General features: G+C 59.7%; 19 protein-coding genes. 6 read left to right on the top strand and 13 right to left on the bottom strand.

Translation table 11 applies throughout. From position 1 onward, the window contains the following. Position 1: 1 nt before the first annotated feature. Genes HHJ17_RS04625 through mltG form a run of 3 tightly spaced genes read right to left on the bottom strand, consistent with a single transcriptional unit; the run spans position 2 to position 2,664 of the window. Positions 2-1,003, bottom strand: coding sequence for a DNA polymerase III subunit delta' (locus HHJ17_RS04625; RefSeq protein WP_296499844.1), 1,002 nt, complete (start codon positions 1,001-1,003; stop codon positions 2-4). Then, positions 1,000-1,659, bottom strand: coding sequence for a dTMP kinase (gene tmk, locus HHJ17_RS04620; protein ID WP_296499846.1), 660 nt, complete (start codon positions 1,657-1,659; stop codon positions 1,000-1,002). Before tmk ends, HHJ17_RS04625 begins: the two co-directional genes overlap by 4 nt. Before the next feature lie 6 nt (positions 1,660-1,665). After that, a complete protein-coding gene (mltG, locus tag HHJ17_RS04615; RefSeq protein WP_296499848.1) occupies positions 1,666-2,664 on the bottom strand; it encodes an endolytic transglycosylase MltG in 999 nt (332 codons plus the stop codon). 29 nt (positions 2,665-2,693) lie between these two features. Here mltG and HHJ17_RS04610 point away from each other — a divergent pair, with 29 nt between their 5' ends. Continuing rightward, positions 2,694-3,611, top strand: coding sequence for a folate-binding protein (locus HHJ17_RS04610; RefSeq protein ID WP_296499850.1), 918 nt, complete (start codon positions 2,694-2,696; stop codon positions 3,609-3,611). Here the strand turns inward: HHJ17_RS04610 and HHJ17_RS04605 are convergent. Together HHJ17_RS04605 and HHJ17_RS04600 are read right to left on the bottom strand one after the other, a co-directional pair. Further along, complete coding sequence (locus HHJ17_RS04605; RefSeq protein ID WP_296499852.1) at positions 3,608-4,492, bottom strand: YbgC/FadM family acyl-CoA thioesterase; 885 nt, start codon at positions 4,490-4,492, stop codon at positions 3,608-3,610. The genes HHJ17_RS04610 and HHJ17_RS04605 overlap by 4 nt on opposite strands. Further along, positions 4,485-5,459 (bottom strand): alpha/beta hydrolase, encoded by a 975-nt coding sequence (locus HHJ17_RS04600; RefSeq protein ID WP_296499854.1) that lies wholly within the window; start codon positions 5,457-5,459, stop codon positions 4,485-4,487. Before HHJ17_RS04600 ends, HHJ17_RS04605 begins: the two co-directional genes overlap by 8 nt. Before the next feature lie 53 nt (positions 5,460-5,512). Between HHJ17_RS04600 and HHJ17_RS04595 the strand changes: the two genes are divergently transcribed. Continuing rightward, on the top strand, positions 5,513-6,649 hold the full coding sequence (locus HHJ17_RS04595) for an iron-containing alcohol dehydrogenase (RefSeq protein WP_296499856.1): 1,137 nt from the start codon (positions 5,513-5,515) through the stop codon (positions 6,647-6,649). Between the two features lie 108 nt (positions 6,650-6,757). Then, entirely contained in the window at positions 6,758-10,198 is a 3,441-nt protein-coding gene (locus HHJ17_RS04590; protein ID WP_296499857.1) for a DUF2126 domain-containing protein, read from the top strand. A gap of 80 nt (positions 10,199-10,278) precedes the next feature. Here HHJ17_RS04590 and HHJ17_RS04585 read toward each other — a convergent pair whose 3' ends face one another. Both HHJ17_RS04585 and HHJ17_RS04580 read right to left on the bottom strand, forming a co-directional pair. Beyond that, positions 10,279-11,379 (bottom strand): phosphoserine transaminase, encoded by a 1,101-nt coding sequence (locus HHJ17_RS04585; protein ID WP_296499858.1) that lies wholly within the window; start codon positions 11,377-11,379, stop codon positions 10,279-10,281. 6 nt (positions 11,380-11,385) lie between these two features. Continuing rightward, positions 11,386-12,645 carry a hypothetical protein gene (locus HHJ17_RS04580; protein ID WP_296499859.1) on the bottom strand — a complete coding sequence of 420 codons (1,260 nt, stop codon included), beginning with the start codon at positions 12,643-12,645 and terminating at the stop codon, positions 11,386-11,388. Between the two features lie 214 nt (positions 12,646-12,859). Here HHJ17_RS04580 and HHJ17_RS04575 point away from each other — a divergent pair, with 214 nt between their 5' ends. The 3 genes from HHJ17_RS04575 (at position 12,860) to HHJ17_RS04565 (ending at position 17,002) form a co-directional block, all read left to right on the top strand. Next, positions 12,860-15,493 (top strand): circularly permuted type 2 ATP-grasp protein, encoded by a 2,634-nt coding sequence (locus HHJ17_RS04575; protein ID WP_296499860.1) that lies wholly within the window; start codon positions 12,860-12,862, stop codon positions 15,491-15,493. Then, a complete protein-coding gene (locus HHJ17_RS04570) occupies positions 15,493-16,461 on the top strand; it encodes a transglutaminase family protein (RefSeq protein ID WP_296499862.1) in 969 nt (322 codons plus the stop codon). The genes HHJ17_RS04575 and HHJ17_RS04570 overlap by 1 nt, the downstream gene beginning before the upstream one ends. Before the next feature lie 85 nt (positions 16,462-16,546). Next, positions 16,547-17,002 (top strand): RidA family protein, encoded by a 456-nt coding sequence (locus HHJ17_RS04565; RefSeq protein ID WP_296499863.1) that lies wholly within the window; start codon positions 16,547-16,549, stop codon positions 17,000-17,002. A gap of 91 nt (positions 17,003-17,093) precedes the next feature. On the opposite strand, the gene HHJ17_RS04560 is transcribed toward HHJ17_RS04565, so the two are convergent. The 6 genes from HHJ17_RS04560 to HHJ17_RS04535 all read right to left on the bottom strand — a co-directional run bounded on the left by HHJ17_RS04560 (position 17,094) and on the right by HHJ17_RS04535 (position 23,692). Beyond that, entirely contained in the window at positions 17,094-18,920 is a 1,827-nt protein-coding gene (locus tag HHJ17_RS04560) for a methyl-accepting chemotaxis protein (protein WP_296499864.1), read from the bottom strand. Between the two features lie 93 nt (positions 18,921-19,013). Further along, entirely contained in the window at positions 19,014-19,499 is a 486-nt protein-coding gene (gene folK / locus HHJ17_RS04555; RefSeq protein ID WP_296499865.1) for a 2-amino-4-hydroxy-6-hydroxymethyldihydropteridine diphosphokinase, read from the bottom strand. After that, entirely contained in the window at positions 19,496-21,103 is a 1,608-nt protein-coding gene (gene pcnB / locus HHJ17_RS04550) for a polynucleotide adenylyltransferase PcnB (RefSeq protein ID WP_296499866.1), read from the bottom strand. The genes folK and pcnB overlap by 4 nt, the downstream gene beginning before the upstream one ends. A 131-nt stretch (positions 21,104-21,234) precedes the next feature. Next, a complete protein-coding gene (locus tag HHJ17_RS04545; RefSeq protein ID WP_296499867.1) occupies positions 21,235-21,909 on the bottom strand; it encodes an HAD family hydrolase in 675 nt (224 codons plus the stop codon). 4 nt (positions 21,910-21,913) lie between these two features. Further along, positions 21,914-22,600 (bottom strand): DnaA regulatory inactivator Hda, encoded by a 687-nt coding sequence (gene hda / locus HHJ17_RS04540; RefSeq protein WP_296499869.1) that lies wholly within the window; start codon positions 22,598-22,600, stop codon positions 21,914-21,916. 9 nt (positions 22,601-22,609) lie between these two features. Then, on the bottom strand, positions 22,610-23,692 hold the full coding sequence (locus HHJ17_RS04535) for an AI-2E family transporter (RefSeq protein WP_296505075.1): 1,083 nt from the start codon (positions 23,690-23,692) through the stop codon (positions 22,610-22,612). Between the last annotated feature and the right edge of the window lie 46 nt (positions 23,693-23,738).

Below are 23,738 nucleotides of genomic sequence, written 5' to 3'. Positions count from 1 at the left end.
TCTATTGCTTTGAGTTTAGGGCGATTTGGGCCTGGCTCACAAGCGCTTCCAGCATCAAGCCGGCATTAAACGGATGCTCCACGGTGCGCGAGGTCGCTGCGAGCGCCCGGTTCCAGGCCGTCAAGGTGGCCAACGTGCCACCAGCGGGCAAGTCAGCGGATTCAAAAAACCGGGGTTCGGCGCCGGTTTTGACAGCCAGCGCGTCGTGACAGAGCTTGTGCAAGGCATCGACGGCTTGCGCGGGTGACCAGTCTTTCAATACGCTCACGTCACCGCGCGCCATCGCTTTCGGCAGTTTGACCCAGGCTTGCGCATCACGACCGGATTGAGAAAACAGCAAGGCGTCCTCGGGGCGACCACCGGCGGCGCGCAGCATCACACGCGCTTGCGCCGGCGGGACGCCCTGCCCTTCAATCCAGGCCAGCGAGCTGGTAACGTCCGGCCAGACCATGCTGTGGCCCAGACAACGGCTGCGAATCGTGGGCAGCAACTGGTGCCCGGCATCACTGGCCAAGACAAACTTCACATCGCCCGGCGGTTCTTCCAGCGTCTTGAGCAGTGCATTGGCGGTCACGTTGTTCATGCGTTCCGCAGGAAACACCAGCACCGCCTTGCCGCGCCCGCGAGCACTGGTGCGTTGCGAAAACTCCACGGCGTCGCGCATGGCGTCGACCCGAATCTCTTTGCTGGGTTTGCGTTTTTTATCGTCAATGTCGGACTGGGCCTTTTCGCTCAAAGGCCAGCCCAGTTCCAGCATGAAAGTCTCCGGCATCAACACACACAAATCCGCATGGGTGCGCACATCGATGGCGTGGCAACTGCCGCAAGTGCCACAGGCTCCCTGCGCCGACGGGTGTTCGCAAAGCCAGGCGCGTACCAAGGCCAGCGCGAGGCTGTACTGCCCCAGACCTGACGGACCGGTCAACAACCACGCATGGCCTCGTTGCGCCAACAGCTGCTGGGCTTGAACGGCGATCCAGGGCGCCACAACGGAGGTGCTCATGTCAGCCACCCTCTGGCTTCGACGGCTTGCAAGACGTCCAGCCAGACAGCCTCGCGCGTGTTGTCGGCGTTAATCCGGGCGAAACGGCTGGGCGATTCGGTCATGCGATTCAAGTAACCGTCCGACACGCGCCGGAAAAACTCCACGGGTTGCGCTTCGAATTTATCTGGGGTGCGTGCGCCGGTCAGCCGTTGCGCCGCGATTTCGGCAGGCAGATCAAACCAGACGGTCAAATTTGGTTGTCGAATGAAATCAGCCTCTAGCCCCCGTACAGTCTGCACCCATTGCTCCAAAATAGATAGCATCTTCAGGTCGAACCCACGGCCACCCCCCTGGTAGGCAAAGGTGGCATCGGTAAAGCGGTCGCACAACACGACATCGCCCCGGGCCAAGGCGGGCTCAATGCACTGCAGCAAATGATCACGCCGAGCCGCAAACACCAATAAAGCCTCGGTCATGGCATCCATCGCGTCATTCAACACCATGGAGCGCAGTTTTTCGGCCAGCGGTGTACCGCCTGGTTCGCGCGTCAGCGTCACCGCCCTGCCCTGCGCCCTGAATGCCTGCGCCAGACCCTCAATGTGCGTGGATTTTCCCGCGCCATCAATGCCTTCAAAACTGATAAAAAGACCACCCAAAAGACTGCCTGTTGCCATATGCCGTTATTGCCCACGCTGGTATTTATTGACCGCCCGATTGTGCTCTTCGAGGCTCGCACTGAACTGGCTGGTGCCGTCGCCGCGCGACACAAAATAGAGCGCCGGCGTGGGCGCCGGTTGCACGGCCGCCAGCAAAGCAGCCTTGCCCGGCATCGCAATCGGGGTCGGCGGCAGACCATTGCGGGTGTAGGTGTTCCAGGGTGTGTCCGTTTGCAGGTGGCTGCGTCGCAGGTTGCCGTCAAAGGTTTCACCCAAACCGTAAATAACCGTGGGATCCGTTTGCAGCATCATGCCGATGCGCAATCGGTTGGTGAAGACACCGGCAATCATGGCGCGGTCACTGACACGCCCGGTTTCTTTTTCAACAATGCTGGCCAGAATCAATGCCTGCTCCGGCGTTTTCAGCGGTGTGTCTGGCCGACGCTGGCTCCAGGCGGTTTCCAGCCGTTTGTCCATGGCATGCAATGCGCGTTTGAGCAACGCCAAATCGCTGCTGCCTTTGGCATAGGTATAAGTGTCAGGGTAAAAACGCCCTTCTGGATGGACGCCTGGCCGGCCCAGTGCGGTCATGATCGAATCAACCGTTAGCCCCCGTGTATCCGGCCTTAGCTGCTCTGCTTTTGATAGTGCAGCGCGAACCTGATTAAAGTTCCAGCCTTCCACCAAGGTGACAGCACGCTGCGCCTCTTCGCCGCGCACCAGTTTTCGCAACAGGCTAAAAGGCGTGGTACCGCGTTCCAACTCATAACTGCCGGCCTTGATCAGGCGCGCTTCCCCCGACAGGCGAAACCACCAATACAGCAGGGCGGGATCGACCTCCACCCCGGCATCTCTCACCGCCAGCGCCACACCCCGGACCGAGGTACCGGGGTCGACCGACAGGTCAACCGTTGCCGCAGCCATGGGCAGACTTTGGTTCAGCCACCAGACCGTACTGCCTGCAACAAGGGCGGCCAGCACAATAATTAGTTTAAAAAGACGCACAGCCCTACAGCCTTCCATGAAATCGATGGGGGATGATAATTCACCTTATGAAAATCGAACTTAAAGGCATTACGCCACTGACGCATCTGGGTGTTATCCGGGTGGAAGGTGAGGATGCCGCCAAATTTCTTCATGGTCAACTGACCCAGGATTTCTCACTCCTGGGCTTGTCCGAGGCCCGACTGGCGGCCTTTTGCTCGTCCAAAGGCCGGATGCAGGCCAGTTTTTATGGTTTCAAACGCAGCCACACCGAAATTTTGCTGGTGTGCAGCCGCGACATCCTGGGCGCGACCCTCAAGCGTTTGTCCATGTTCGTGATGCGCGCCAAAGCGAAACTGACCGATGCCAGCGACGACTACGCGCTGTTTGGCCTGGCCGGTGATGCTATTGAATCAATAGCTGGTGGCGCAGGTTCTGCCTGGTCTAAGGTCGATATTGGTCCTATAAGTGTGGTCCATTTGTACCCGGCGGATGGTGTGAACCGGGCGCTGTGGCTCGCCCCTGTGAGCGAAGCGGCGCCCGCCGGTGCGGCTCTGAGCCTGCCAGCTTGGTGCTGGGGCGAAGTGCGCAGTGGTATTGCCATGATTACGACACCGATCGTGGAAGCCTTTGTGCCGCAAATGCTCAATTACGAGTCGGTCGGCGGCGTGAACTTCAAAAAAGGTTGCTACCCCGGTCAAGAGGTGGTGGCGCGCAGCCAGTTTCGCGGCACCCTGAAGCGGCGCGCCTATCTGGCGCATTCAGAGGCGCCGATGAACGCAGGTGATGAAATTTTTCAAGCCGAGGATGACAGCCAACCCTGCGGCATCATCGCGCAGGCGGCGGCAGCGCCGTCGGGCGGCTTTGACGCCATTGTGTCGGCACAGGTTTCGGCATTCGAGGCCGGTGGACTGCATCTGGGCAGCGCCAGCGGTCCGGCACTGAGCTTGACGCCGCCGCCGTACCCCTTGCTGGCCGATATTTAAGGCCCGATAAGCGGCGGCAGCGTGTGAAACATCTCGATGTGCACGATGCCGGCTTCTTCAAACGGTTCGCCCCGTGGCAAAAAACCCAGCCGGACGTAAAAACCTTCAGCCGTCCGTTGGGCATGTAACAGCACTTCACGGTCACCCCGCTGGGTGGCGGCCAGCATCAAGGCCCGCAGCACGTCCCGCCCCAGGTTGGAGCCGCGCAACACGCGGTTGACCGCCATGCGGCCGATTCGGCTCACACCGGGGACATGCTGCAGCAAGCGGCCGGTACCCACCGGCAGGCCCAGCCGGTTGCGGGCCAGCGCATGCACGGCAGTTGCGTCGGCCTCGTCCCACTCCATCTCGACCGGAATGCGCTGCTCGTCCAGAAAAACCTCGGTGCGAACCTTGCTGGCCAACGGTCCAAGTGCTTGCCACGTTCCCAACTCAACCCGAACCATGGGCTCCCAGGCCTCGTAGCCCAACAGCACCTCGCGCAAAGCGATGGGAAGCGGCTTCGGCGTTTGCGAGGTAGGGTCGGCAAACACATAGATCAGTTCGCAGCTGACCAGATGCTGCTCGCCGCGAAAAATGGCGCCAGCAAACGTGATTGACGTGGTGCCGATGCGACTGCATTTCAGCGCCACCTCCAATTGGTCATCGACCCGCGCTGAGGCGTGGAATTCAACCGATGCTTTCTTCACATACAGATCGCCTTGCAAGGCCTGCATGGTGCTGTCATATGGCAAGGCCAGGGCGCGCCAATAGTCGGACATGGCGGTGTCAAAGTACATCAGGTAATGCGCGTTAAAGACGATTTTTTGCATTTCCACCTCGGCCCAGCGCACGCGCAGACGGTGGAAAAAACGAAAATCCTGGCGGGTGGTGTCAGTCATGGTGAGTTGCAATCAATTGAAAAGCCTTTTTGAGCGCGCGTGCGGCATCGGCATGAGCGCGATGCGCCTCGGGAATGGCGCGCCCCATTTTGATGAACTCATGCACCACGCCCCGGTAAATTTCCAGATCCACCGGCACACCGGCGGCACGCAGTTTGTCGGCGTACAACACGCCTTCATCCACCAACGGGTCACATTCGGCCAGCCCGAACCACGCGGGGGCCACACCCTCCACATCAGCTGCATTCAAGGGGGCAAAACGCCAATCGTCGCGGTCGGCAACGGTTCGGATGTAATGGTTGAAAAAATAGCTAATGCCCGGCTCTTCCAGTAAAAAACCATGGGCAAACGTTTTGTGCGAAGGCGTGTCCTGGTGCGCCGCGCAGCCGGGATAAAACAGCAATTGCAGGGCCAAAGGTAAAGCAGCGGCGCGGGCTTGCAGGGCGCAGGCGGCCGCCAGCGTGCCACCGGCGCTGTCACCGCCCACGGCAATTCGCGTGGTGTCCAAGCCCATGCTGGCACCTTGGGCTGCCACCCACTGCACGGCGTCCCAGGCATCGTCATGCGCCACCGGAAATTTATGTTGGGGGGCCAGGCGGTAACCCACCGACAGCACCGCGCAATGCGCCAGGTGGCTCAAAGTGCGGCACAGCACATCGTGTGTCGCAATGCTGCCAATGGTGAAACCACCGCCATGAAAGTACACCAAGACTGGCAACGGCTCGCTGGACGGGGCATAAAGCCGCACCGCCAAGGCATGACCATCGCGGGCGGGAATGGTGAAACTTTCAACGCGCTGCAATTTCGGCGAGGGGATTTCCAGAACACCAGCGCCCACTTCATAGACCATTCTGGCTTGCTCGGGCGTCAGTGCATGCAGCGGCACCTGGGGGCTGCGGGAGATGCGGTCCAGCACGCTGTGCATGGCGGGTGTCAGCAGGGCACGCGGGTTACGGTGGTGACTCATGGTGATCTTTGTTCTTGTTAAAGTGCAGTTTTAATCCTACACCGCACCACGCCATGGCACTTATCTATTACGTGACTCAAATCCAGTTCGAGTTTGGTGCCATCAAGCTGCTCAAGCAGGAATGCGCGCGGGTTGGCATCAGCCGTCCGCTGATCGTGACCGACCCGGGCGTCAAAGCGGCGGGCATCTTGCAAAAAGCGCTGGCTGCGTTGCCGGGCATGACCGTCGCGGTGTTTGACCAGACGCCGTCCAACCCCACCGAGGCCGCCGTGCGCGTCGCCGCTGAAATGTACAAGCGCCAAGGTTGTGATGGCCTGATTGCGGTCGGCGGCGGCTCGGCCATCGATTGCGCCAAGGGCGTGGCGATTGCGGCCACCCACGAAGGCCCGCTGACCCATTACGCAACGATTGAAGGCGGCTCGCCGCGCATCACCGAGCGTGTTGCACCCCTGATTGCCGTGCCCACCACCAGCGGCACCGGCAGCGAAGTGGCGCGCGGCGCCATCATCATCGTGGACGACCATCGCAAACTGGGGTTTCACTCCTGGCATCTGGTGCCCAAGGCCGCCCTCTGCGACCCCGAACTCACGCTGGGCTTGCCCCCGATGCTCACGGCCGCAACCGGCATGGACGCCATCGCGCACTGCATGGAAACCTTCATGGCCCCGGCTTTCAACCCGCCGGCCGATGGCATTGCGCTGGACGGTCTGATGCGCGGCTGGGCCCACATCGAACGCGCCACGCTTGACGGCAGTGACCGGGAAGCACGGCTGAACATGATGAGTGCTTCGATGCAGGGCGCCCTGGCCTTTCAAAAAGGCTTGGGCTGCGTGCATTCGCTCAGCCACAGCCTGGGTGGCGTCGACCCGCGTTTGCACCACGGCACCTTGAACGCCATGTTCTTGCCCGCCGTGATTCAGTTCAACGCGGCGGCTGATTCAATTCAAAAAGAGCAACGTCTGCAGCGCATGGCACAGGCCATGGGCTTGGCCTCGGCCAATGACATTGCCGAGGCCATCAAGGACATGAATGCCCGGCTCGGCCTGCCCAGCGGACTGGCGGCCATGGGGGTGCAAAGCAACCTGTTTGACCAGATCATCACGGGTGCCCTGGCCGACCATTGCCACAAGACCGGGCCCCGCATCGCCACGGCCGATGAGTACCGCGACATGCTGACCCAAGCGTTGTAGCTTTTTGCACATCAACTCGCCATCGATTGAAGCAAGATCGACTGGCACCAACATTGCTAGTGTGTAGATACAGTGAGGTTTTGCCTTGCTCCATCAACGAGACAAACTATGTCAATTCACGCTGCACTGAATCACGTTACCCACTACAAATACGACCGGCTGGTTAACCTGGGGCCCCAAGTCATCCGTTTGCGACCAGCGCCGCATTGCCGCAGCAAGATCATTTCGTACTCGCTCAAGGTTGAGCCGACCGACCACTACATCAACTGGCAGCAAGACCCGTTCGCCAACTACCAGGGCCGGCTGGTGTTTGAGGAAAAAACCCGTGAATTCAAGGTCACGGTCGATCTGGTGGTCGAGATGGCGGTGTACAACCCGTTCGATTTTTTCCTGGAACCGAGTGCTGAAAAATACCCGTTCAAGTATGAAAACCTGCTGAAGCAGGAACTTGCCCCCTATCTGGCGGCCGACCATCTGACCAAACGCCTCAAGGCCTGTCTGGCCCGGATCGACCGCACAAAGCGCCGCTCGATCGACTTTCTGGTCGACGTCAACCAGATGGTGCACCAGGAGATCAGTTACCTGATCCGCATGGAGCCGGGCGTGCAGACACCAGATGAAACGCTGAAACTGGGGTCCGGCTCGTGCCGTGATTCGGCCTGGTTGATGGTGCAATTGCTGCGCCATTGCGGCCTGGCGGCCCGTTTTGTGTCGGGCTATCTGATTCAGTTGAAGCCGGACGTGAAGTCGCTGGACGGCCCCAGCGGCACCGAAGTTGACTTTACCGACTTGCACGCCTGGTGCGAGGTGTATTTGCCCGGCGCTGGCTGGGTCGGGCTGGACGCCACATCAGGCCTGCTGGCTGGCGAAGGTCACATTCCGCTGGCCTGCACCCCGCAGCCGTCGGGCGCCGCACCCATTGAGGGCGGCATGGACAAGTGCGAAGTCGAGTTTGAGCATCAGATGTCGGTGACGCGGATTTACGAGTCACCGCGTGTCACCAAGCCCTACACCGAAGAGCAATGGGCCGACGTGATGGCGCTTGGCAGCGCCGTGGACCAGGAGCTGGCGGCCGGCGATGTACGCCTGACCATGGGTGGCGAGCCTACTTTTGTGGCCGTGAGCGACCGCGACGCACCAGAATGGAACACCGATGCGCTGGGACCGACGAAACGCGGCTTTGCCACCGAATTGGTGCAAAAACTGCGCACCGAATACGGTGCGGGTGGCTTTTTGCACTTCGGCCAAGGCAAGTGGTACCCCGGCGAACAGCTGCCACGCTGGGCCCTCAACATTTACTGGCGCGCCGACCGTGGCAAGGTATGGGGCAACCCCGCTTTGTTTGCCGACGAACGCGTGACCACGCATTACACCAGCGAAGACGCCCGCCGGTTCACGCAAACCCTGGCGGCCAAACTGGGCGTCACCGATGAGTTCATGCAGAGCGCCTATGAAGACGTCTGGTACTACCAGTGGCGTGAGCGCCGCCTGCCTGTCAACGTCGACCCGTTGCATTCAAAACTGGACGACGAGATGGAGCGCGTCCGCTTACGCCGCGTCTTCACCCAGAAGCTGGACACGGTGGTGGGCTATGTGCTGCCCATCAAGGTGACGGAAGAGCCGGGCCAGGACGGTCCGGTCTGGACCACCGGCTCCTGGTTCCTGCGCGATGAACGCATGTACCTGATGCCGGGCGACTCACCCATGGGCCTGCGCCTGCCACTGGACTCGCTGCCCTGGGTGAGCGAGGCCGACTACCCGTATCTGGTGGAGCAAGACCCGTCAGCGCCGCGTCCAGGCCTGCCCATGCACGGCATCATGGCGACCCGTTACCAGCCAGAGGCCACCCGCAAACGCCAGACGGCGACCAGCCCAGACGATGGCAAGCTGGCGGCCAGCGCGCAAAGCCAGGCACAAACCGAACCGGCCAACTTCGCCCGCGTGCCCAAGCAACAGGAATCGGCCCCCTGGGTGACCCGCACCGCCTTGTGCGTGGAAGTGCGCGACCCGCGGCGCGCCAGCGGCCCGAAAGCCGAGGCGGTGGGTGAAATATCGGGGGTGCTCTACATCTTCATGCCGCCGCTGGAAAAGCTGGAGGATTACCTTGACCTGCTGGCGGCCATTGAGGCGACGGCCGAAGAACTGGGCGTGACACTGGTGCTTGAGGGCTACCCGCCACCGCGTGACCCGCGCCTGAAGCTGTTGCAAGTCACACCTGATCCGGGGGTCATTGAAGTCAATATCCATCCGGTCACCAACTGGGGCGATCTGGTCAAAAACACCGAGTTTTTGTACAACGTCGCCTTCGAGTCGCGCCTGTCGGCCGAGAAGTTCATGAAAGACGGTCGCCACACCGGCACCGGCGGTGGCAACCACTTTGTGATGGGCGGTGCGACACCGTCAGACAGCCCGTTCTTGCGCAAACCTGAACTGCTGGCCAGCCTGCTGCTGTTCTGGCACAACCATCCTTCGCTGAGCTATCTGTTCAGTGGTATGTTTGTGGGGCCGACCAGCCAGGCGCCTCGGGTCGACGAAGCGCGCAACGACCAGCTCTATGAACTTGAAATCGCCATCGAGCAGATTTACAAAAACCGCGAACTGCATGGCCAGAGCATGCCGCCGTGGCTGGTGGACCGCACGCTGCGCAATATCCTGATCGATGCCACTGGCAATACGCACCGCAGTGAGTTCTCCATCGACAAGATGTACTCCCCCGACTCCGCCACCGGCCGTCTCGGCTTGCTGGAATTGCGGGCGTTTGAGATGCCGCCGCACCCGCGCATGAGCATCGTGCAGCAACTGCTGCTGCGGGCGCTGGTTGCCAGATTCTGGAAGACGCCATACAAGGCGCCGGCGACGCGCTGGGGCACCGAACTGCACGACCGCTTCATGTTGCCCACCTTCATCAAGATGGATTTCGATGACGTCATTGCCGAGATGCGCAGTGCGGGCCATGCGTTTGACACCAGCTGGTTTGCGCCGCATTACGAGTTTCGTTTCCCACTGGTTGGCACCATCCAGTCATCGGGCATTGAACTCACCTTGCGCAACGCGCTGGAACCCTGGCATGTGATGGGTGAAGAAGGCGCTCCCGGCGGTACCGCACGCTACGTGGACTCGTCCCTGGAGCGCATCGAGGTGCGCGTGACGGGCCTGAACGAAAGCCGCTACGTGGTGACTTGCAATGGCCGCGCCCTGCCCCTCCAATCCACTGGCACCAACGGCGAATATGTCGCGGGTGTGCGCTACAAGGCGTGGAACCCACCCTCGGCCCTGCACCCCAGTATTGGCATTCATGCGCCGCTGACCTTCGACATTGTGGATACCTGGATGAAGCGCTCCCTCGGTGGCTGCCAGTACCACGTCGCCCATCCCGGTGGGCTGAACCCCGATTCCTTCCCGGTCAACTCGTATGAGGCGGAGAGTCGTCGCATGTCACGCTTTGTCGCGATGGGGCACACCCCGGGCACCCTGATTGTGCCGCCTGCCAGCATCAATGTGGCGGCCAGTCGCGAGTTTCCGTTCACGCTGGATTTGCGACGCGGCTAGACCGAATCGCTTTGCCATTTCAGCGTGTACTCAAATGGCGGGCGCAACGGCGTCCGCCAAAGATCAATGCCGACAACGCGTCAGCGCGTCTGTTTACACTGAAAATCGTCCATGAAGCCGAGTAGCTTCTCCACCGCCGGGAGCGTCAGGGCGTTGTAAATAGACGCCCTCATTCCCCCAATGGCGCGGTGACCTGCCAGCCCAGAAAATCCAACCGCCAGCGCCTCGGCAAGAAATTGCTGCTCCAACGCCGGAGTGGCCAAGTTGAACGCGACGTTCATCAAAGAGCGGTCTTCAGGCGCGGCGCGACCCCGATAGAAACCGTCACTGCCATCCAGCATGCGGTACAGCAGAGCAGCTTTGCTGCGGTTGATCTGGTCCATGCGCGCGACACCGCCAATGTCGTTGAGCAACCAGCGCGTCACCAGCAAAATAACGTAGATGGCAAAAACAGGCGGTGTGTTGAAGTTGGAATGCGTCTGGATATGCTTGCGGTAGTCCAGAAACCCGGGCAGGTTGGCCGGCGCATCCGCGAGCAATTCATCGCGAACCAGCACCACGGTCACTCCCGCCGGCCCAATATTTTTCTGCGCGTGCGCATAGATCAGGGAAAAGCGTTCGGCTTCGCAGGGTTTGGACAAAAAGTCGGACGACATGTCGCTGATACGGGGCACATCGTCGCGGCCCAACACGCGATGAAACTGGAGTCCCTCGACCGTTTCATTGGACACATAGTGCAGGTAAGGCGCATCGGGTGCGAAGACCAGCTCATCGTCGTTGGGCAGGCGCCGAAAACCACTTGCCTCGCCACTCCAGGCCACTCGAACGGGGCCTTCGCGACTGGCTTCCGGCAGCGCCTTGCCGCTCCAGTAGCCGGTGTGCAAGTACTCGGCCGGATGCACTTTGCCGCGCAGCAGGGTCATCGGCACCATCGAGAATTGTTGCGTTGCGCCACCTTGCAGCAACAAGACATGATAATTTGTCGACAGGCCCAAGAGGCTGCGGATATTGGTTTCTACCTCGGCGACGACGGCGGCAAACCAATCAGACCGGTGACTGATTCCCAGAATGGACAGGCCGACTCCGGGGACCTCCATCATGGATTCCTGCACCTGCAGCAAGACACTTTCGGGCAATGCGCCGGGGCCACCGGAAAAATTCAAGCTGTTGAGTGGATTCATCTGTGGTTACGTTGTTGCGCCGCGTTCAGGCTGGTCGTTGGGGCTGCCCGCAGTCAGCCGAATCAGGTAATCGCGGAATGCATTTTTGACCTTCAGCATGTGCGTCTGCTTGTAGGGAAACTGGTCTTCCAGGTCCATGGCGTGGACGACCATGGCATGGTCAATCTCAAACACCAAGAGCTGGCCGTCCTGGGTTTCTGCACAATCAATAAATAAGTAATCGAGTTGGGTGCGCTGGGCAATGGCATCCAGCGCGACTTGGTGACGCTGGGCAAAGTCGGCAAAATGATCCATGAAAGAAACCTCTTCGGCCCGCTTCCAGGCCTCTTCGTACATGCCGGCATTCACGTAATGGATCATCCAGTTCACTGACACCGCCATATGGCAGGCGAACGGTTTGCCATCGATCAGCGCAACCCGCATCTTGCGGAAATACCTGTCTTTACCGCTGTAATCAATGAATCGGGACAGATAAAAATCAGCTTCATGGACCCGGGAAAGATAGCGGGCGATGTCCTCTGGACCCTCGATCTTGGCGAGATCACGGCCGGCCTGGGAGCCGACAGGACGCAAAATAATCGGGAAATCACAGCCCTCGAATAACGCTGAAAGATGGGCGACGCCGGTCGCCATGTCTTGCAATTCAACACGGGAGGCGCGCAGGGTTGGCGGCATGAGCAAGCCGGGCACATTCTGCAGCAGCGCACTGGCCACATCGCGGCCCACGGCCGGGATATGACTGGGCGCGTTGATGACCGGTTTGGGCCAGTCCGCCAGCGCCTGCTCCAGCGAGCGCAGCAACGCGTGATTCTCGTCGGATTCACTCATGGCCACGATCAACGCATCGTGCTCAGGCAGGGGCAAGGCCAAGGGGGCTCCGGGGGTCACATAATACAAATCCAGATCGATATCGCCGTTTTCCAGCAAACACTCAAGCGGGGTATTGGCGGCCAGATCGCCGGGCACCATGAGCATGAGCAAACGCAATTTGGCGGGCTGCTCCGATGCCGCCAGGTGATAAATACGCTTTAACGCCAAGGCCTGCGCCTGAATAGCCAGACCCAAATCGCGCTGCCCCAGGCATTGCAGCAGAATCGACAGATTCATCCAGAGGTTGGCATCCTCGGCATCGTTTCCGGCCCTCGCCAGCATTTCTTGTCCGATGGGCTGCAAATCAGTGCCAGCAATGCTCATCCGAAGAAAAGGCGCTAACCCGAGGTACGGCGTTGCAGGCTGACTCGTCATGTCATGGAGAGGGAGGGTCATCAGATAATTTCAGAGGTTGTATTCGGATGCGCACCCGAGGTGGCTTGTTGCACCTCGGATTTTATCTTCCCGGCAACCAGTTTCCGTTCAAGCCGGCCAGTGGCCACACGACTGCGCGCCATCCAAATTGAAGAGCCTGGCGCTGGCATACTCTCACACAGTGAAAGACGCAACCAATTCCCCTCTTGCCGCCGAGACCGCCGGACCTCCCCCTGTGAGTGCCATTCCGGCAGGCTGTGCCGCCGCCGCAGGCCATTTTGATGAACTGCGGGGAGCCACAACCCCCGGCGTCAGCGAAGCCAGTACAGATGCTATTAATTCAATAGCTACCAGCGCTTCATTGACAGGGGCTTGGAGTCAATTCTTTGAACATATTTCAGACGATGGTGCGCTTAACCTGAAACAGCGCTCAAGCAGTCTGGAGCGCCAGATTCGCGACAACGGCGTCACCTACAACGTCTATGCCGATGAAGGTGGGCCGCAGCGGCCCTGGTCGCTTGACCTGTTCCCGCTGATTATTGAGCCCGACCACTGGCGACAGATCGAGGCTGGCGTTACCCAGCGCATGCGCTTGCTGGAGCGGGTCATGGCCGATGTTTACGGGCCACAACAGTTGCTAGCGCAAGGCTTGTTGCCACCCGCCTTGGTGCAGGGTCACCCTGGCTACTTGCGGGCGATGCATGGCGTCAAGCCCGTGGGTGGCACCTACCTGCACATTGCGGCGTTCGATTTGGCGCGTGGGCCGGATGGCAACTGGTGGGTGATCAGCCAGCGTTGCCAGGCGCCGTCTGGTTTGGGTTATTTGCTGGAAAACCGGTTGGCCATTTCCGGCCAGTTTCCCCAGGCATTCCAGGCCATGCGCGTGCAGCGTCTGGCCGGTACTTACCGGGCGCTGATGGAGAGCCTGAAGCAAATGAGCCCGGCCGGTGCCGACTCGCACCTCGCCTTGCTCACGCCCGGTCCCTACAACGAAACCTATTTTGAGCACGCCTATCTGGCGCGCTACCTGGGGCTCACGCTGGTCGAAGGCAGCGACCTGATTGTGCGGGACGAACGCCTCTACCTCAAAACGCTCAAAGGCTTGGTGCCGGTGCATGGCCTGCTCAAACGGGTGGATGATGAGTACCTGGATCCGCTGGAGTTGCGGCCAGACTCCACCCTGGGCGTGCCCGGCTTGTTGCAGGCTATTCGCGCAGGCCATGTGCTGGTCGCCAATGCGCCGGGCTCGGCTTTTTTGGAGTCACCCGCTTTGCTGGGCTTTTTGCCGGCCTTATCTCAGCACCTGCTGGGCGAAGAACTGCAATTGCCCGCCCTGCCCACCTGGTGGTGCGGCGAACGCTCGGCCATGGAAGAAGCCCTGCCCCGCTTGCGAGACTGTGCCATCAAGCCGACTTACCCAGGCTCGCCCTCTCACGACAGTTTTGTTTCGGTCATGGGCCAAACCCTGTCACCCAGTGAGCTCGACGAATGGGCCGAGCGCATTGCGCGACAAAGCGACGAGCACACCGTCCAAGCCTACCTGCCCTTGTCACAGATGCCCACTTGGCAAACGGCCGAACCAGACACCCTGACCGATGAGGCCAATGGACGGGTAGAGCCTCGCTCGGTGGTGTTGCGGGTATTTGCCGTGTCGGACGGACCGCAATCCTGGCGCGTGCTGCCTGGCGGACTGGCACGCGTAGCCGGGGCGGAGGCCGAAATTGCCACCATGCAACGCGGCGGGAGCAGTGCCGACGTCTGGGCGCTCACCCGTGGTGAAGTTGACCGTACCACCTTGCTGCAACCGCACATGACGCCCGCCTCAATGGCGCTGCGCAAGCGGCTGGTGACCAGCCGGGCGGCTGAAAATCTTTTCTGGCTGGGTCGCTATACCGAACGAGCCGAAAATGCGATCCGGCTGGCCCGGCTGACACTGGAAGGCCTGAACGGAGAAGACCAATCATCCTTCCCGCTGCTGACTTGGTTCAGTAAGATGGCCGTGGCCAACACCTTGGTGCTGCCGGGTGTGCCAGTCGCCACCCAGGCACGCCGGGTCTTTGAGCGCTCGCTGATCTCCAGCCTGGGCAGCACGGAAGGTGCAACCAGTGTCGGTTACTACCTGCGCGCCCTCAAAATGACCGGAGCGACGGTGCGTGAACGGCTGTCGCAAGAGCACTGGCGTGTGATTGTTCGGGCCGAAGAAGAACTGTTTGCACGCTGCGCAGCGCACGCCAGCCGTGGTGACTATTCGTCACAGGAGGCCCTGCAGGTACTCAAAAGCGCCAGTGACCACATGTCCGCCATCACCGGTGCGCAGACCGACCGCATGACGCGCGACGATGGCTGGCGCTTGCTGAGCATTGGCCGCCACATTGAGCGTTTGAGTTTTCTGGCCTCCGCCCTGTTGCGCGGCCTGGAGACCGGCTCGGTCCACACGGATGGCGGCTTTGAGGCGATGATTTCATTGTTTGACAGCACCATCACCTTTCACGCGCAATTCCAGCAGAGCCGGGATTTGGCTGCCCTGATCGACTTGCTGGTGCTTGACCGCGACAACCCGCGGTCACTGGCCTGGGTGGCCCACACCCTGCGTGGACGTCTGGCAAAACTGGCCGGCTGTGAACCCGATGCACTCAGTGCCATCTCGATGCGGGTGCCCGACCCTGCGGCCTGGAGCTTGGCGCAGTTGTGCGAAACCCAGCCGGTTGAAGCCTCGCCCGGTAATGAAGCAGGCACAGAGCCGGGCTATTACTTTGCTCTGAACGATTTGCTGCTGCAATGCACGGGGGCGGCCTTCAATGTCTCGGATGCCATCAGCACCACCTATTTCACCCACTCGGGTGAAACAAAGCAAAGCATGGGGACTTGATGAGGCTGCAAATCACCCATGAGACCCGCTATGACTACCTGCCCGCCGTCGAAACGGCGCAGCACATGGCCTACCTGCAACCCGTGAACACCCGCCACCAGCAACTGCTGAGCCATTCCCTGCAGATCAGCCCAACCCCGGCCCAAATCAGGCAAACCCAGGATGTGTTTGGCAACACCCGCTGTTTTTTTTCGCTCCAGAGCCCACACACGGTGCTCAAGGTGGTGGCGCACAGCGTGGTCGAGACCCGTACCCGCCCCGTCCCCCTGAGCCGCATCAGCTGGGAACAAACCAGGGAGCTTTTCCGTTATCAGTCCGGTGGCCAGTTTGATGCCGCCACCGAATTCGTATTTGCGTCCCCCTTTGTACCCAAGCAGGCCGAGTTTGCCGCCTATGCGCGCCCCAGTTTTACCCCTGGCATCAGCGTGTTGGCTGCCGCGCAAGACTTGATGCGGCGCATTCACACTGACTTTATTTATGAGAGCCAGAGCACCCAAGTGAACACCCCGGCCCTGCAAGCGCTGGCCCAACGCAAAGGGGTGTGCCAGGATTTCGCCCACATCATGATTGCTTGCCTGCGCGTGATGGGCATCCCGGCGCGCTATGTCAGCGGCTATTTGCTCACCCAACCGGCACCCGGGACGGTCAAGCTCACCGGTAGCGATGCGTCCCACGCTTGGGGTGCGGTGTACGTCCCGGATCTGCCACCCGGTGAGCGTTGGTGCGACCTGGACCCGACTAACAACCGGGCGGGCTGGCATTCACCGGGGGAAGACTATGTAACCCTGGCCACTGGGCGGGACTTCGCCGACGTATCACCGATCCGTGGCGTCATTCATGGCGGCGCAAGCCACACCCTGTCGGTGGGCGTTACCGTCGAACCTGTGGCCAACTACATGCAAGCCAGTGGGCGGCCCAAAATCCAGGAACAGACGCAATCGCCAAGTCAGCGTCAGTCGCAAAGCTGATGCGCTATTAATTAAATAGCTTCTTATGCAGACTGGACGAGGGCCAGAGGCCAATTTCATTCATAAATAATCTCAAGGAAGCATTATGAGCATTTACGCCAAATTAACTGAACTCAACATCACCCTGCCGCCTGTCGCCATTCCGGCGGCGGCTTATGTGCCTTTTGTCCAAACCGGCAATCTGGTTTTTTTGAGTGGCCACATTGCCAAAAAAGATGGCAAACCTTGGGTCGGCCAACTCGGTAAAAACATGACGACCGAAGAAGGTCAGGCGGCCGCACGGGCTATCGCCATCGACCTGATGGGGACGCTGCATGCAGCAGTGGGCGACCTGAACCGCGTGAAACGCATTGTCAAACTCATGTCGCTGGTCAACTCAACCGGTGACTTCACCGAGCAGCATCTGGTGACCAATGGGGCGAGCGAATTGATTGGGCAGGTCTTTGGTCCCCAGGGAGCGCATGCCCGCAGCGCTTTTGGCGTGGCACAAATTCCAATGGGCGCCTGCGTTGAAATTGAACTGATTGCCGAACTGATCTGATCGGAAAGAGGCCAACGCCGGGAGGCCGATCCGGCCCCGTCACGGACAGAACTGGTCACACTTTATGTGGTCAGTTCTGTCACGCAGGGTCTTAGAAAGTTTCCCAATCCGAATCGACGTTCTGGCTCGCCAGCGCGGCCGGTTTGGCTGGCGCCGGTTTAACGGCGGCGGCCATTGCAAGCGGTTTCTTGACGGGTCCAGGCACTCGCGTATTGTCCAAGGCTAGAGGCTTCTTGATCGGACTCGTTGGCTTGGCGTTGCCGAGCGACGGTGCTGGCTTGCCTGTTGGCAACGACTGGGGCTGCTTGTACGGCAGGGCACTTGGGCGCGGTGTGATGTCTCTCGTGGGCCGCGCCGCGATGGTCACCGCAGTTTCACTGATTTTGAATACCGCCACCGCTTGCGCCAGTTGGCTGGCTTGTTCGCGCAGGCTTTCCGCCGCAGCGGCACTTTCTTCCACCAAGGCGGCATTTTGCTGCGTCATCTGGTCCAGGTTGCCGATGGCTTGGTTGACGTGGGCAATCCCCGAGCTTTGCTCGGCTGCGGCCGCCGTGATCTCGCTAATCACATCGGCCACCTTGCGCACGGACTGCACAATATCGCTCATGGTGGTGCCGGCATCCGACACCAGCTTGGTGCCCGAGGCCACTTTATCAACCGAGGTGCCAATCAGCATCTTGATTTCTTTGGCCGCCTCGGCGCTGCGTTGCGCCAGACTGCGTACTTCGCTGGCCACCACGGCAAATCCACGGCCTTGTTCGCCGGCACGGGCCGCTTCCACCGCCGCATTGAGCGCCAAAATGTTGGTCTGAAAAGCAATGCCGTCGATCACGCCAATGATGTCGGAAATTTTGCGGCTGCTGATGTTGATTTCTTCCATCGTCGAGACCACTTGCTTGACCACCGCCCCGCCCTTCTCGGCCACCGAGGAGGCATTGGCCGCCAGCGTACTGGCCTGGCGGGCATTGTCTGCACTCTGTTGCACCGTGCTGGTCAACTGGTCCATGCTGGAGGCAGTGGACTGCAAATTACTGGAGGTCTGCTCGGTCCGCTGGGCCAGATCGTTATTGCCACTGGCAATCTCCGCACTGGCGGTGGCGATACTGTCGGTACTCTGGCGCACCTGGTGCACCATGTGGCCCAGGGACTCATTCATGGCGGCGAGCGACTTCATCAAGTCACCAAACTCGTCACCGCGCGACGTGTCAATCTGCATGCTGAGGTCGCCTTTGGCGATTCGCGAAGCCAGTTCATTGGCCTGAACCAGGGGTTGACGGATGGAGCGAATCAACCAGGCAGCGCCCATCAAAATACCAGCAAAAAGCAGCACAAAACACAGGGCCAAAATGCTGGCAATCGAAGTTCTGGATTGTGAGGCCTCCTTCACCAGGACGGTCATCAGCTTTTCTTCCAGCGCCACCAACTCATTCAGGGTCGCCAGGTAAGTGGTCACCACCGGCATGTACTGTTCTTTGACGGTCCTGAGCGCTTCTTCACTGTTGCCATCGGCTTTCAGTTTCAGTGACTTGGCGCGGACTTCGCTCATGAGTTTTCGCGCGTCTGCAATTTTTTGGATCTGTGCCAGCTCGTCCTTGCTCAACAACATAGACTCGACGCCTTTTTGAACGGCAGAAATCTTGCTTGAGGTTTCGGTAATGGCTTTAGTCAGTGCCGCTTCGACCCCTGAGTCGTAGGCGGTAATCATCGCCAGCGTGCGGATCGAGTTGGCATCGGTCAGACCCGCCCATGTGCCGACCGCCTTGATTCGCGTGCTGAGATCGCCGATTCTTGCATCTGATTCAGCCTGCAGGCTGACCAGCCGGAATGCGGCAAATCCAGTTAGCGAGGCCAACGAAACAATAATTATTCCCACAGTGAGCCATAATTTTGTAGCGACTCGCAGATTGTTCAAGCTCATTTTTATCTCTCTCGGTGTGATTTTTTATTCTATACAGAATGCACCAAGAATTAAGCCGACTGACAGGCTTTGTAGCCAAGGGAATTCCCTAATTCAGAAGTCCGACAGGCGTGTAATGAGCTGGGCAGAAACGGCCTGTAACTGCCCAAGCTGAACCCGCAAAGGCGCCAACTCGGCCAGTGGCACCAGCACAAAAGCTCGCGCCAGCATGCGCGGGTGAGGAATAACGAGGGTTGGGCTGTCCAGGTTTTCATCGCCAAACAGCAAGATGTCCAGGTCCAAGGTGCGTGGCGCGTTACGGTAGGGGCGCTCACGCCCTGCCGCCTGCTCCAGTTGCTGCAACTCATGCAGCAAGTGATGCGGACTCAAGCCGGTGGCCACTTCCACCACCGCGTTGATGTAATCCGGGCCGGTGGACTCCAGGGGTGCCGTGCCGTAAAGGGAGGAGCGACGCAGCAGCGTTGTCGCCCGCAAGCCAGCAATGCTCTGCATGGCCTCCAGCACAGTGGCGCGGGCATCTCCGAGATTGGCGCCCAGCGCGATGTAAACCGTGACTGAGGCCGCTACAGATTCACTCAAATGCCAGTGTCGGCGGCTTGTTCGCCACCTTCTTTGGGGCCTGTGGTCCGGCGGCGGCGGCGCCGTTTTTTAGGCGCATCCGCAGAATCTGCCGGGCTACCGGTGGCAAAACCAGGAGCTGAATCAGCCTGACTTTGATCGGCATCCGCTCCCTGGGCTACATCACGATTCACTGGCGCCGCATCGCGTGCCACGGGCGCCTTGTGCACACGCGGCGTCCGTTGCCGCTGCTGTTGCTCTTCTCGCACCTGATCGACCATGTCCTGACGCAGCTCGTCACTCGCCAGGCTGAACTCCTGCCACCAATCCGACAGCACAATGTCAATTTCGCCGGCGTCCGCTCGCAAACGCATGAAATCAAAGGCGGCCCGAAAACGTGGCTGATCGACCAGGCCAAATGGCGCGCTGCCGACACGTTTTTCAAAACGCGGCTGCATCATCCAGATTTCGCGCATGTCGCCGGCCAGTTTGCCGCGACCGGACACGTCACCAATGCGGGCATTGAACACATCGTCAATCGCATCCTGCAACGCCGGATGGGAATGCTGACGCTGCTGAATGCGCTGAGCCCAGCCATCACGGACATCCGCCCACAAGGCGCAGGCCAGCAAGAAACTGGGGGCCACCGGTTTGCCCTCGCTCACGCGACGGTCGGTGTCCAGCAAGGCGGCTTTTACAAAAGTCTGTTCGGCGCGCTCCACCACCACATCCAGCAAAGGATAAATGCCGCGCGCCATGCCCAGCGTTTTCAACTGTTCAATCGAGGCCAGCGAATGACCGGTTTGCAGCAGCTTGAGCATTTCGTCAAACAAGCGGCTCTGCGGGACATCGGCCAGCAGTTCCTGTGACTTGATCAGTGGTGCGGCAGTTTTGGCTTCCAGCGTAAAGCCCAAGGCATTGAGCTTGGCGGCAAAGCGGACCGCGCGGATGATGCGCACCGGATCTTCCCGATAACGGGTGGCAGGGTCGCCAATCATGCGAATGATGCGCTTCTTGGAGTCCCGGATGCCATTGTGATAATCCACCACAATCTGGGTTTCCGGATCGTAATACATGGCATTGATCGTGAAATCGCGGCGCACCGCGTCTTCTTCCTGAGGGCCCCAGACGTTGTCGCGCAGTACCCGACCGGACGCGTCCACCGCGTGCTTCATGCCGGCCAGTTCGTTCTTGCTGGTGCGTTCGTTGCCCGACACCGCTTCGGCGGCCGCATTGTCCATGTAGGCACGGAAGGTGGAGACTTCAATCACGTCATTTTCACGACCCCGGCCGAACACCACGTGCACGATGCGAAAGCGGCGACCAATGATGAAAGCGCGCCGAAACAGGTTTTTTACCTGCTCCGGCGTAGCGTCGGTGGCCACGTCAAAGTCTTTGGGGCGCAGACCAACCATCAGGTCGCGGACGGCACCGCCGACGATATAGGCTTCAAAGCCGGCATTCTTGAGGGTATGTACCACATTGAGCGCCCGGTCATCCACCAGCGCCGGGTCGATACCATGGGCGGCAACGCTGACTTCCTCGCGTTTGCCAAACTGAAGCTTTTTGCCTTTTGCTGTCGAAGGAGATTTTCCCAGCAGCTTGTCGATAAATTTTTTAATCATATTTCCTTGTGGGATAGACCTCAGACTGTGAAACAGGCCAACTCTGTCCTCAACACATTAAACCTTGTGGGACAGACCGCATAAAAGGACAGACCCGGCGGCAAAGCAGCAGATTCTGTCCCCACAGCGAACTAAAACAGGTCAAGTATGCGCCATCCGCGCTCAATGGCTATCGCGCGCAGGCGCTCATCCGGGTTGGTGGCCACCGGGTGCGTTACATTTTCCATCAAACTCAGGTCATTGATGGAATCGGTATAAAAAGTGCTTTCGACATCGCTCCAGTCGAGGTTGCGACCGGCCAGCCACTGCGTGACCCGGGTTATCTTGCCTTCACGGAATGAAGGCACGCCCTTGATTTCACCGGTAATCCAGCCGGACCCCCCGGGTGCGGTGTCGCGCTCCAGTTCAACGGCGATCAATTCAGGGACGCCAAAGGCGTGCGCAATCGGACGCGTGATGAACTCATTGGTGGCAGTGACGATGATGACTTCATCACCGGCCTGCTGGTGCTGGCGAACCAAGGATAGGGCCTGTTGCTTTATAGCCGGTTGGACTACGGTCCTCATGAACTGGTCATGAGCAGCTTCCGAATTGATAGCACCCTGGCGCTTGACGGCGGCCGTGGAAAAGCGTACGTACTCGTGAATATCAAGCGTCCCGGCCTGGTAATGGGCATAAAACTCGTCATTACGACGACTGAAATCCACCGGATCGGTCCAGCCAATGGTGCTGGTAAATGCGCCCCATGAATGGTCAGAGTCAATCGGCAACAGGGTGTGGTCAAGGTCAAAAAGGGCCAGTTTCATGCGGTCAGGAGTTTTCCATCATGGATTTAATCAGGGGAATGGTGATTCCCCGCTTGGTTTGCAAGGCGTAGCCGTCAATCAGGTCGAGCAACTCCATCAGGCTGCCCAGATCGCGGCTGAAGCGGGACAGCATGTAGTCCATCACCTCGTTGCCCAAAAAGACGCCGCGGGCATCCGCAGCCTGGCGCAACACGGCGCGCCGCTCCGGCTCACTGAGGACATGGAGTTGAAAAATATGGCCCCATCCCAGACGGGTTCGCAGGTCGTCACGCAACTTCAGGTCGGCGGGCGGCATTTTTCCGGCGCCCAACACGCCGATCTGCTGGGTTTGCGCATTGACGAACCAGTTGAACGCGGCGTGTTGCTGCACGGCGGTGTACAGATGCACATCGTCCATCAGCACCGCCGACCAGTGTTCATTGAATTCGGGCGGCTCCTGCACGGAGGCATCAAGCCAGCCGACGGTGGCGCCCTGCTCCCGCAAAGCTTCTTGCACGGCTTTGAGTAAATGTGTCTTGCCACAGCCCTCGCTGCCCCACAGATAAGTGGGCACAGGGGAGCGGGTAACAGAACTTGCTTTGTCGCCGACCCAGAGTTCCAGGTGCTGCAATGCGGCCTCGTTCGGTCCGGCAAAAAAACTCTTTAGCGTGGGTCCGGTGGCCAAGCCGATGTCAAGGGCAATTTGCTTCATTCGTCGTATTTAACCCTGATAAAGTTTGCTGCAAAGATAACGTGCCCGCGCCCGCCGCATGGCCACCAGCAGCACAGCACTGGCCGGCAACGCAATCAACACGCCGACAAATCCGAACAATTGGCCGAATGCCAGCAACGCAAAAATCACGGCCAGCGGATGCAACCCGATTCGTTCCCCGACCAGTCTGGGCGTCAGAAACAGGCTTTCAATCAATTGTCCCAGACCGTACACCACCGCCACCATGATCAGCGCTTTGGCAGGTCCGGCGGTGACGGCAAACTCCAGAAAACCCGCCAGCGTTGCCAGGATCAGGCCAAAACCAAAGCCGACGTAGGGAACAAAAATGGCCAAACCGGTAAAAATACCGATGGGCAGCGCCAGATCAAGGCCAAACAAGGCCAAGCCGGCACTGTAGAAAAGCGACAGCGCCAGCATTACCAGCAGTTGACCACGCAGGTACTGCCCCAACACCGCATCCGCCTCACCAGAAAAACTGTCGTAGGCCGTGCGCAGGCGCGGCGGAACGAATTCAAGCACCTGGGCCACAAACCGGTTCCAGTCCATCAGTAAATAAAACAATGCGACTGGAATCAAGATGGCATTGCCGAGAATGGCAAAGGCCACGCTGCCCCCCAGCTTGAGCGACGTCATGACCGAACCAAAGGCGTCTTCCAGGTTGGCGCTCAGGTATTTCATAACAAACGCCTTGAGGCTGGCCACATCCAGCGAAAAATTAAGGCCAAACTGGGCTAAAAACGGCTTGAGTGAGGCATTCAGGCCGTCCAGCAGCACCGGCACCTGCTCGCGCATCAAGGGCAATTCTTTCGCCAAAATTGGCACGATCAGCAACATGACGCCCAGTACCACGAGGATGAACACGAGTTCTATCACCACAACCGCCACCATGCGCGGCAGTCGGCCGCGGCCCAGGCGGTCGAGCCAGTCCACCAATGGGGTCAGTGCGTAAGCCAGAATCGCGGCCACGACAAAGGGCGTGAGCACGGGCGCGAGCAGCCACAAGGCAAAGGCGGAAAAAACCGCAATCAGGCCCCAAGCGGTCGCTCTTTTTTGAGTTGAAGTAAATTGCATGCAGATGGCGGAGGACAAACCCTTAAAATCTGGGCAAATTCTATAG

The sequence above is a fragment of the Rhodoferax sp. genome (assembly GCF_012927445.1).
Classification (GTDB): domain Bacteria; phylum Pseudomonadota; class Gammaproteobacteria; order Burkholderiales; family Burkholderiaceae_C; genus Rhodoferax.
This window is presented reverse-complemented; position numbering and strand designations above follow the sequence as displayed.

Excerpts from the sequence above, each read along its gene's own strand:
- HHJ17_RS04610 (WP_296499850.1), top strand. The coding sequence starts at position 2,694 with ATGAAAATCGAACTTAAAGGCATTACGCCACTGACGCATCTGGGTGTT.
- HHJ17_RS04605 (WP_296499852.1), bottom strand. The coding sequence starts at position 4,492 with ATGACTGACACCACCCGCCAGGATTTTCGTTTTTTCCACCGTCTGCGC.
- HHJ17_RS04585 (WP_296499858.1), bottom strand. The coding sequence starts at position 11,379 with ATGAATCCACTCAACAGCTTGAATTTTTCCGGTGGCCCCGGCGCATTG.
- HHJ17_RS04535 (WP_296505075.1), bottom strand. The coding sequence starts at position 23,692 with ATGCAATTTACTTCAACTCAAAAAAGAGCGACCGCTTGGGGCCTGATT.
- hda (WP_296499869.1), bottom strand. The coding sequence starts at position 22,600 with ATGAAGCAAATTGCCCTTGACATCGGCTTGGCCACCGGACCCACGCTA.
- HHJ17_RS04625 (WP_296499844.1), bottom strand. The coding sequence starts at position 1,003 with ATGAGCACCTCCGTTGTGGCGCCCTGGATCGCCGTTCAAGCCCAGCAG.
- HHJ17_RS04600 (WP_296499854.1), bottom strand. The coding sequence starts at position 5,459 with ATGAGTCACCACCGTAACCCGCGTGCCCTGCTGACACCCGCCATGCAC.
- HHJ17_RS04545 (WP_296499867.1), bottom strand. The coding sequence starts at position 21,909 with ATGAAACTGGCCCTTTTTGACCTTGACCACACCCTGTTGCCGATTGAC.
- HHJ17_RS04580 (WP_296499859.1), bottom strand. The coding sequence starts at position 12,645 with ATGACCCTCCCTCTCCATGACATGACGAGTCAGCCTGCAACGCCGTAC.
- HHJ17_RS04565 (WP_296499863.1), top strand. The coding sequence starts at position 16,547 with ATGAGCATTTACGCCAAATTAACTGAACTCAACATCACCCTGCCGCCT.
- pcnB (WP_296499866.1), bottom strand. The coding sequence starts at position 21,103 with ATGATTAAAAAATTTATCGACAAGCTGCTGGGAAAATCTCCTTCGACA.
- HHJ17_RS04570 (WP_296499862.1), top strand. The coding sequence starts at position 15,493 with ATGAGGCTGCAAATCACCCATGAGACCCGCTATGACTACCTGCCCGCC.
- HHJ17_RS04560 (WP_296499864.1), bottom strand. The coding sequence starts at position 18,920 with ATGAGCTTGAACAATCTGCGAGTCGCTACAAAATTATGGCTCACTGTG.
- tmk (WP_296499846.1), bottom strand. The coding sequence starts at position 1,659 with ATGGCAACAGGCAGTCTTTTGGGTGGTCTTTTTATCAGTTTTGAAGGC.
- mltG (WP_296499848.1), bottom strand. The coding sequence starts at position 2,664 with ATGGAAGGCTGTAGGGCTGTGCGTCTTTTTAAACTAATTATTGTGCTG.
- HHJ17_RS04595 (WP_296499856.1), top strand. The coding sequence starts at position 5,513 with ATGGCACTTATCTATTACGTGACTCAAATCCAGTTCGAGTTTGGTGCC.
- HHJ17_RS04590 (WP_296499857.1), top strand. The coding sequence starts at position 6,758 with ATGTCAATTCACGCTGCACTGAATCACGTTACCCACTACAAATACGAC.